This window comes from bacterium, from assembly GCA_026398675.1.
Lineage (GTDB): Bacteria > RBG-13-66-14 > RBG-13-66-14 > RBG-13-66-14 > RBG-13-66-14 > RBG-13-66-14.
On the sequence record JAPLSK010000070.1, the window covers coordinates 1 to 9,024 of the forward strand.

Genomic DNA, 9,024 nt, shown 5'->3' on the forward strand with positions numbered 1-9,024 from the left:
TCCGCCAGGCTCACCGGCTTGATGTAGCCGCAGTTGCGGGTCGCGATGCGGAGCTGCCCCTTGAAGAAGCCCACCTCTTCCATGAGCGGCACGTTCTTGTACTCCCCGTTGCCCCCGGAGACGTCGTAGGCCAGGCGCTCGTCGTTGAGGACCAGGTGCTCGCCCTCCAGGCGGAAGAGGGCCCAGTCCTCGATGACGCGCCCCTGTTTCACCGCCCGCAGGAGCTCGTCCACCTTGTCCTCGGTGATATTCCCGTAGACGACGCGGGGCCGGCCGGGGACCCAGACGTCCACCAGCGGCTCCATCTGGCAGAAGCCGTAGCAGCCTGAGTCCTCGACGACGATGTCCATCCCCTCGCGCTTGGCCCCCTCCAGGATGCGCTCGGCGATGTCGAGCGCACCGTTGGCGATGCCGCAGGTGGAGGAGCCGACGGAGATGCGTATCTTGCCGGGATGGAGGGATTGAAGTCCCTTTTTCTTCAGGTCGTCGAGATCCTTGACGCTCGTAATCCTCATGTTCTTCACCTTGATTGTTCCCGACCTAAAGTTTTCCGGCAAGGGGCTTAAGCCCCTTGTCTCCTCTAGGCAGGCGGGTCAGACGTTTTCGCTGTCGGCCCTCCTCAGGGCTCCGATGACTTCCCGGACCTTGGACTTGGTGACGTGCCCGTAGAACTTGTCCCGCTTTGTGATGACGGGTCCCAGGGCGCACGCGCCGAGGCAGTGCACCTCCTCCAGGGAGAAGGCGCCGTCCTCGGTGACCTCGCCGGGCCCGATGCCCAGCTCGCGCTTCAAGTCGTCCAGCACGAACATGGAGCCGCGGACCATGCAGGCCGTGCCGACGCAGCACCGGATGTGGTTGCGCCCCTTGGGCTCCAGGGAGATGGCCGAGTAGAAAGTGGCCAGGCTGAAGATGACGCTGATGGGAACCGCGGTCTCGCGGGCGATGAACTCCACGGCCTCCCGGGGCAGGTAGTAGTAGATGTCCTGGACTCCCAAAAGGAGCGCGATGAGGGTCAACTCGCCCCGGTTGTAGTTCTCCACGAGGGGGCGGGCGAGCTCCAGGTCCAGCTTGATTTTTTCCTTCAGCACTTTCTCAGTCCTTTCGCGGAGGGTCCGACGATCGGCCCCTTCAAGTCCTTTCGCGGAGGGTCGTCCACATGCCGATGAGCGGCCCCTTCAAGTCCTTTCGCGCAGGGGTGCGCCTCCAGAGGGCGTCTTTGATGTTGCCGACCCGACTTCCAGCCCCTTCGCGGAGGGTCGTCCACACGCCGACGAGCGGCCCCTTCCAGCCTCTTCGCGGATTGGCGCGCCCTAGCCCCGGGGCGCCACGGGGGCCTTCGCCTCGGACGGGTCCTTTTTGCTTATCAGCCGGCCGCCTATCTCCACGACCTTCAGATCGGGGTAGATGACCGCCGGGCAAGCCGCCACGCAGTCGCCGCAGGAGTTACAGAGGGCGATGTCCACGTGGCGGGCCTTCTTCTTGACCGTGACCTTGAAGTTGCCGACGTAGCCGTCCACCTTGGTGACCTCGGACCAGGTCATAAGCTCGATGTTGGGGTGGATGCCCACGTCCACCATCTTGGGGGTCAGGATGCAGGCGGCGCAGTCCAGGGTGGGGAAGGTCTTGTCGAAGAAGGCCATGTGTCCGCCCACCGAGGGCTCCTTCTCCACCAGGTAGACCTTCTGTCCGGCTATGGCGCACTTGAGGGCGGCCTCGATGCCGGCGATCCCGGCGCCGATGATGAGGACCGCCGGGTTCACGTCCACCTTCTCCGGGAAGAGCTCCTCCTGGTTGGAGACCCGGAAGACCTCGGCGGCTATCAGGCGCTTGGCCTTTTCGGTCGCCCGAGCCTTGTCCGTGTGGACCCAGGAGACCTGCTCCCGGATGTTGGCCATGGCGAAGAGGTAGGGGTTGATCCCCGCCTCGGCCACCGCGCGGCGGAAGGTGCGCTCGTGCATCAGCGGCGAGCAGGAGGAGACCACCACGTGGGTCAGGTGGAGCTCCTCGATGTCCTTCTGGATGAGGGCCTGGCCGGGTTCGGAGCACATGTACTGGTAGGTCCTGGCCACGCGCACTCCGGGCAGGGTGCCGGCGTACTCGGCCACCGCCTTGACGTCCACCGTCTGCGAAATATTCGAGCCGCAGTGGCAGACGTAAACGCCTATTCTTTTATCGCCGTTCTCGCTCATATTCCGTACCCCGTGGGGGTGAGGCTGGAGCGCCTCATCCTTGGTCTAAAGGGACGGCACACAGCCTCGCCGTCCCGCTCGTGTTATCGCTCTTTCCGGGCTCCGGATAAAACCTCGCGCCCGGTCTCCGCCCCGCCGGTTCGTCTAGGGAAGGACGGCCTCGGCATGGGTGAGGCTGTCTTTGAGCATGAGCTCCTTGGGGGTGAGCCCCAGCGCCCGACCCAGGAGCTGGGTGAAGTACAGCACCGGGATGTTCACATCCTCGCCGAGGTGCCGGCTGACCTTCTTCTGGTAGGACTCCAGGGTCACGTGGCACAGCGAGCAGGCGGTGACGATGCAGTCCGCCCCGGCGTCCTTGGCGTTCTTCAACAGCTTTCCGACCAGGGTGCGGCCGACCTCGGGCTGGGTGGTCATCAGGATGCCGCCGCAGCACTTGGCCTTGAGGGGGAAGTTCACCGGCTCGGCGCCCGTCCAGGTCACCAGGTCGTCCAGGCTGTGGGGCCACTCTTCGTCGTCGAACTCGCCGTAGGGGCGGCCGATCTGGCAGCCGTAGTACGGGGCGACCTTGAGACCGGCGAGGGGGTGGGTGACCGCCGCCCGGATCCGCTCCCCGCCCACGTCGTTGACCAGGACATCCAGGATGTGGCGGACGTTGATGTCTCCCGAGAAGGTCAGGCCCGCGGTGGCCAGGGCTTCGTCAATGTCGGCGTGGAGTTTGGGGTTCTGCTTGATGTACTTCTTGGACTTGGCCAGGATGACATAGCAACCGCTGCAACAGGTTACGAGGTCTCGTCTACCGGTCTTCTCCGCCAGGGCCAGGTTGCGGGCCGACAGCATGAAGGCCTTCCGCGCGTCAATGGCGATGTAGTTGGAGGCGCCGCAGCAGTTCCAGTCCTCGAGCTCCACCAGCTCGACCCCCAGCTTCCCGGCCACGCCCCTGACCGAGGCGTCGTACGCCCGGCTGGTCCTCGTCTGCGAGCAGCCCGGGTAGTACGTGTACTTGTCAACGTTAGAGGCGGCCATCGTCTATTTCCTTTCCTCCATAACGGCCATCATCTTCTGAAGGCCTTTGATGCCCTTTATTTTGTGCGCCCCCAGGTCCAGGCGGCCCCTGGCCAACATCTTCGAGGCGAAACCGAGCTGACCCAGGGCCTTGAAGATGCCCGTGCGGAAGTAGAACTTCAGCATGAGCAGGAATTCCGAGGAGACGCCGTACTTGTCGATGATGGAGTTGAAGGCCGTGGCCAGCTCGTGCCCCTTCTTGACCCGGGGAATGATTCCCTCGTCCTCGCCCAGCCGTTTGAGCTGGTACATGATGTCGGTCCAGGGGATGCCGGCCGGGCAACGCACCGTGCAGGAGTAGCACGAGGCGCACAGCCACACGGAGTTGCTCACCAGCACGTCATGGATGATGTTGGCCCGCAGGGCGGCGACGATCTGTCGCGGGGTGAAATCCATGGCGTAGCCGGTCGGGCAGGAGGCCGAACAGGTTCCGCACTGGATGCACGTGTTGACCTTTTCCCCGTTGGGGATGAGCATCACCTCTTCAAGGAATCTCTTGGTCAGCTCCCGGCCCTCTTCCTTGCCGTCTATAACCCGCATCGGTTTTCCTCCGTCACCTTGAATCAGCCGCGCCGGGCCGATTTGACATCCGGTTGAAGCCCATCCACGTCTCGTATTACGTCCCGCGAAGATTTAGTGAAATAATTCTCAATTACCGGGCGAAGAAAGGGGATTTCCGTGTCACTCCCCTCGCGTTCCCCACACTATAACCAAGGAGAGGCTCCCCGCAATCGAAATGGCGGCGGTCGGCGACCGGCCGTTTCCGCGGACCCGGGAGAAGCTCCCCGCGGCGGCAGCCGTACCCTCGAATTCTTTTCAGGCGAGGTGGAAACCCGGAGAGATTATTACCCGGCCGGGGGAAAGTCAAGCCAGACGGTGTATCAATACGGCCAATTAACTATATACATTCGCAGGTGCGGTTCAACGGGCAATCCGGGGATATTTTCAATTTTCACCGCCCCGGACGCGGCGGTAGAAGCGTCCCCCGTGCTCAACGTTTTCCGGCAAGGGGCTTAAGCCCCTTGTCTCCTCTCGGCAGAGGGCTCCCGCGCTCCAAGATTCGCCGAGACCTCGACCGTCCTCCCCATTGGAGCGGCAGAAGATTTAGGTACTCCCCTCCCCCCCAAAGGTACTCCCCCCTAGCGACCACCCCCCCTTACCAGCCCCTCTACTACCCCCTTACCGGCCCCCTTACCAGCCCCCCTTACCGGCCCCCTTATTCGGGGATGAGCCCGGAGAAGCCCAGGAAAGCGATGGACATGAGCCCGGCGGTGAGGAAGGCGATGGGCAGCCCCCGCAGAAGTTTCGGCACGTTGCCCACCTCCATCCGCTCGCGCAGCCCCGCCATCAGAAGGAGCGCCAGGGTGAAGCCCACCCCGGCCCCGACGGCGTGCACGACGGACTGGAAGAAATCGAAGCCCGAGTCTATGTTGAGGACGGTGACGCCCAGGACGGCGCAGTTGGTGGTGATCAGGGGCAGGTAGATGCCCAGCGCCCGGTACAGGTTGGGCACGGACTTCTGCAGGATGATCTCCACCGTCTGCACCAGGCCGGCGATGACCAGGATGAAGAAGATGGTCCGCATCCAGGCCAGGTCGAGGGGGACGAGTATGAAGTAGTAGACGAGCCAGGTGACCACCGCGGAGAGGAACAGGACGAAGATGACCGCCATGCCCATGCCGAAGGCGGAGTCGGTCTGCTTGGAGACTCCGAGGTATGGGCAGAGGCCCAGGTAGCGCATCAGCACGAAGTTGTTGACCAGTACCGCGCCGATGAACAGCAGGATGAGCTGGACGCCGTAACTCATGCCGCCTCCCTAGTGGCCTCGGTGAGCTTTTCCCGCTCGGCGAGGAGTTCGTCGGGGCCCGGGACGCCCTTCATTTTTTTACGCCGGCGCCGCCAGGCGAAGAAGCCCATCATGAGGCCGATGGTGATGAAGCCGCCCGGTGAGAGAATCATTATCGTGGCCGGCTCGAAGTCGGTGCCGAAGACGGAAAGGCCCAGGAAGGTCCCGAAGCCCAGGATCTCGCGGATGGTGGCGATGATTAAGAGCGCGAAGGTGAAGCCGAGGCCCATCCCCAGGCCGTCCATGAACGACCGGCTCACGTTGTTCTTCTGGGCGAAGGCCTCGGCCCGGCCCAGGATGATGCAGTTGACCACGATCAGGGGGATGAAGATGCCCAGCGCCTCGGACAGCGGCGGCAGGTACGCCTTCATCACCAGCTCCACGATGACCACGAAGGCGGCGATGACCACGATGAAGATGGGGATGCGGATCCTCGGGGGGACGAGCTTGCGGATGAGGGAGATGATGACGTTGGAGCAGACCAGGACGAAGGTCGCCGCCATGCCCATCCCCAGCCCCTTCTCCACCAGGCTGGAGGTGGCCAGCGTCGGGCACAGGCCCAGGGCTATAACGAAGACCGGATTCTCCCGGAAGAACCCCTTGGTGAACTCCTTTAAAGTGGACAAGCTCGCCCCTCCTTCAGGAGGTGTTGCTCAGTGTGGCCGTCTGTAGGGGCGGGGCTCCGTCCCCGCCCGCGGGCAACCGCAGAGGACTCGTCCTACGGGTCGCCCCTACGTCTACGGCAGATTGTGGTTTCTATAAGGGTCGTGATTCTTCAAGCTTTGACGCCCCCTAGCGGGGGATGTCGGTGCGGGTCAGGAAGGCGGTCACGCCGTCGCGCACGCCGTCGGTGAAGGCGCGGCTGGTGATGGTGGCCCCGGTGATGGCCGAGACCTGGTCGCGCTCGGGATCGGCGGCGGCGCCCTTCACCAGCTCCAACTCGTCGGCGTGGAGGCCCAGGTACTGGGCCTGGAACCAGGGGGCCGGCGGCGGACCCGCGGGGCCCGCGTTGCCGGAAAAGAGCCCGCCGATGGCGGTCCACAGCGTCCCTTCGGCGCGAATCTCGTTGACCCGCTCCCCCAGCCCCGGCGTCTCGCCCTGCTTGAGGACGTTGGTGCCGGTGATGACTCCTTCGGGCGTGAAGCCGGCCATGATTTCCAGGGTCGAGGAGAAGCCCTTGCCGTAGCAGACGATGGCGTAGCCGAGAACCTTGCCGGAGGCGTCGCGGGCGACGAAGTAGTCCGGGACCTCGAGGCCGTTCTCGGTCTTGTTGACGGTTTCGGTGAGGGCGGGGTCGGCGCCCTCGGGGAGGACCAGCGCCACGGCGTCCAGGACCTTGGCCTGCTCCTGGGCCGTGATGGTGTCCTTGGTCATCGAGTAGACCAGGCCCAGCTGACCATGTCGGTGGCCATGAAGAGCGCCCCCAGCATCAAGCCGCCCGCGAGGAGGTGGAAGAGCCCCGTCCAAGTCTCGTCCACCCAGCCGAAGATAGTCATAAAGACGGCCACAGAGGCCAGATAGCCGACAGGGATGCGCCAGTCCGCGATGCCCTTGATGACGAGGATGAGGGCTCCGATCAAGAGGAGGACGGCGCTGGTCTCGCCGATGCAGCCGCCGACGTTGCCCAGGGCGAGCTTGCCCAGCCCCCCGGCTCCGGTGAGCTGGGCCACGACGGCCTTGGCTTGGGCGAGCGCCTCGGGGGTGGCGGCGGGATTGGCGAAGGTGGCCGCGGCGTCCTTCATCACCGCCAGGGGCGTCGCCGTGGAGACGGCGTCCACCGTGGTGCCGGAGATGTTGGCGAGGTGCGGAAGCGCCTGGGCGCCCTCGACGTGGGAGTACCAGTCCGTGGTCATGTGCACCGGCCAGGCCGCCAGGAGCACCGCCCGCCCGATGAGCGCCGGGTTGAAGAGATTGTACCCCAGCCCGCCGAAGGCCTGCTTGGCGATGGCGATGGCCGCGAAGCTGCCCACCACCGGCAACCACCACGGCACGTAGTAGGGGAGGTTGAAGGCGAGAAGGACCCCGGTCACCACCGCCGAGCAGTCCCGGACGGTCACCGGCTTCTTGGTGGCGAGCTGAATGGCGGCCTCGAAGACGGCGGCGCTCACCGCGGCGACGGCGACCAGCATCAGCGAGCGCCAGCCCTGGAGCCACACCGCCCCCGCCAGGGCGGGCAGGAGGGCGATGAGGACCCAGCGCATGATTTTCGCCGTGTCCTCGGGGCTTTTCAGGTGCGGGGCGCTGGAGACGGTGAGCCGGTAGCTCTTCCCCGGCTCCTTGTCCTTTTTGGGGACGGGTGTAGGCTTGGCCTTGGCTTTGGCCTTGGGCGTAGGCTTGGCCTTGTCCGAAGATTCGGGCTCGTCCCCGGCGGGCTTACCCTCGCCGCCTTCGGGCGTTTCCCCGGCCTGGAGTTCGTCGTCTTTGGGCATGGGCTCTTGCTTTAACTCGGTTGTGGATGTTTACCGGCGTTTAAGTTGTTCTCAACTTCCGTGGGGAGGGTCTGGCGACCCTCCCGCGGGCGACCGTGGACGGTCGCCCCTACGGCGTCTCTCCCCTGGAAGCCATGGCTGAAATGGACGTCGTTTTACGTATAAAGGCTCCGTGACCGGCGCAACCCGCGCTCTAAGCCCCCTTGGCCCTCTCGGCGCGGCGCTTGAGAATCGCCGGCTTCGAGACCTTGATGGACTGGACCAGGTGCCGCCTCGCCGGGCAGACGTAGGAGCAGGAGCCGCACTCGATGCAATCCCCCGCGCCGTTGGCCTCGGCCTTGTCGAGCTTCCCCGCCTCGGAGAAGGTGGCCGCCTCGCACGGCACCAGCTTCATCGGGCAGGCGTCCACGCACCGGGCGCAGCGGATGCAGGGGGTGGAGATGAAGTCCTCGGGCCGCGGCGGCGGCAGGAACAGCACCCCCGACGTCCCCTTGGTCACCGGGATGCCGAAGCGGTGCTGGGCCAGGCCCATCATGGGCCCGCCGAGGATGAACCGCGCGGCGTCGTCGGTGAGCCCGCCGCAACGCTCCAGGAGCTCGCCCACCGGCGTGCCCACCTTGACCCACAGGTTCTTCGGCTCCTTGACGATGGGGCCGGTGACGGTCACCGCGCGCTCGACGAGCGGACGGCCGTTCGCCACCGCGTCCCACACCGCGTAGGCCGTGCCCACGTTCTGCACCAGAACCCTGACCTGGAAGGGCAGCCCGCCCACGGGGACCTCGCGCCCGGCGATCGCCTCGATGAGCTGCTTCTCCGCCCCCTGGGGGTACTTGACCCGGCACACGGCGACGTTGATGTTGGCCGCGTGGCGCGTCAACTCCTCCAGGTGTTTTACGGCGTCCGGCTTGTTGGCCTCGATGCCGATGAAGCCCCGCTGGGCCCCGGTGATTTTCAAGAGCATTTTGAGGCCCTTGACTATCTCCTCGCCCTTGGCGAGCATGAGCTGGTGGTCGCAGGTAAGGAAGGGCTCGCACTCTGCGCCGTTGAGGATGACCGTGTCGAAGGTGTGGCCCTTGGGGGGGACGACCTTGACGTGGGTGGGGAAGGCGGCGCCGCCCATGCCGACCAGCCCCGCGTCCCTAATCCGTTCCACCAGGTTCTCCACCGGCGTCCGGTCCAGGTCGGTGATGGGCTCCATGAGCGCCCATTCGTCTTCCGCCGCGGGCTCGATGACCACCGCCGGCTGATCCCCGCCCAGGCCGTGGGGTCGGTCGGCGATCATCTTCACCGTGCCGGAGACCGGCGAGTGGACCGGGGCGGAGACGAAGCCCGAGGGCTCGCCCACCATCTGCCCGGCCTTGACGAGGTCGCCCTTCTCGACCACGGGGGTCGCCGGGGCGCCGATGTGCTGCGAAAGGTGGACGACGACCTCGGCGGGGCGCGCGGCCGGCTCGAGGGGCCGGGCCTCGGTGAGGTGCTTCGATTCGGGGGGGTGGAC

At 65.4% G+C, this 9,024-nt stretch carries 9 protein-coding genes and 1 pseudogene; all 10 read right to left on the bottom strand.

All coding sequences use genetic code 11. The features are described 5' to 3' along the window. A partial coding sequence (locus tag NTW26_01390; GenBank protein ID MCX7020928.1) for a (2Fe-2S) ferredoxin domain-containing protein occupies positions 1 to 515 on the bottom strand: 515 nt, incomplete at its 3' end. A gap of 78 nt (positions 516 to 593) precedes the next feature. Next, positions 594 to 1,088 carry an NAD(P)H-dependent oxidoreductase subunit E gene (locus tag NTW26_01395; protein MCX7020929.1) on the bottom strand — a complete coding sequence of 165 codons (495 nt, stop codon included), beginning with the start codon at positions 1,086 to 1,088 and terminating at the stop codon, positions 594 to 596. A 369-nt stretch (positions 1,089 to 1,457) separates the two neighbouring features. Then, positions 1,458 to 2,189: pseudogene (locus NTW26_01400) on the bottom strand (FAD-binding protein). Positions 2,190 to 2,333: 144 nt separating this feature from the next. Next, entirely contained in the window at positions 2,334 to 3,212 is an 879-nt protein-coding gene (locus NTW26_01405; protein MCX7020930.1) for a CoB--CoM heterodisulfide reductase iron-sulfur subunit B family protein, read from the bottom strand. Positions 3,213 to 3,215: 3 nt separating this feature from the next. Then, entirely contained in the window at positions 3,216 to 3,791 is a 576-nt protein-coding gene (locus NTW26_01410) for a 4Fe-4S dicluster domain-containing protein (GenBank protein MCX7020931.1), read from the bottom strand. Positions 3,792 to 4,467: 676 nt separating this feature from the next. Beyond that, positions 4,468 to 5,058: an electron transport complex subunit RsxA gene (gene rsxA, locus NTW26_01415; protein MCX7020932.1), complete on the bottom strand. Its 591-nt coding sequence runs from the start codon at positions 5,056 to 5,058 to the stop codon at positions 4,468 to 4,470. Beyond that, complete coding sequence (locus NTW26_01420; protein ID MCX7020933.1) at positions 5,055 to 5,723, bottom strand: electron transport complex subunit E; 669 nt, start codon at positions 5,721 to 5,723, stop codon at positions 5,055 to 5,057. The genes rsxA and NTW26_01420 overlap by 4 nt, the downstream gene beginning before the upstream one ends. A 166-nt stretch (positions 5,724 to 5,889) precedes the next feature. After that, a complete protein-coding gene (locus tag NTW26_01425) occupies positions 5,890 to 6,471 on the bottom strand; it encodes an FMN-binding protein (protein ID MCX7020934.1) in 582 nt (193 codons plus the stop codon). Beyond that, positions 6,468 to 7,526, bottom strand: a complete 1,059-nt coding sequence (locus NTW26_01430) for an RnfABCDGE type electron transport complex subunit D (GenBank protein ID MCX7020935.1) — start codon at positions 7,524 to 7,526, stop codon at positions 6,468 to 6,470. Before NTW26_01430 ends, NTW26_01425 begins: the two co-directional genes overlap by 4 nt. Positions 7,527 to 7,719: 193 nt before the next feature. Next, positions 7,720 to 9,024, bottom strand: a 1,305-nt coding sequence (rsxC, locus tag NTW26_01435; GenBank protein MCX7020936.1) for an electron transport complex subunit RsxC, incomplete at its 5' end; no start/stop codon positions are given.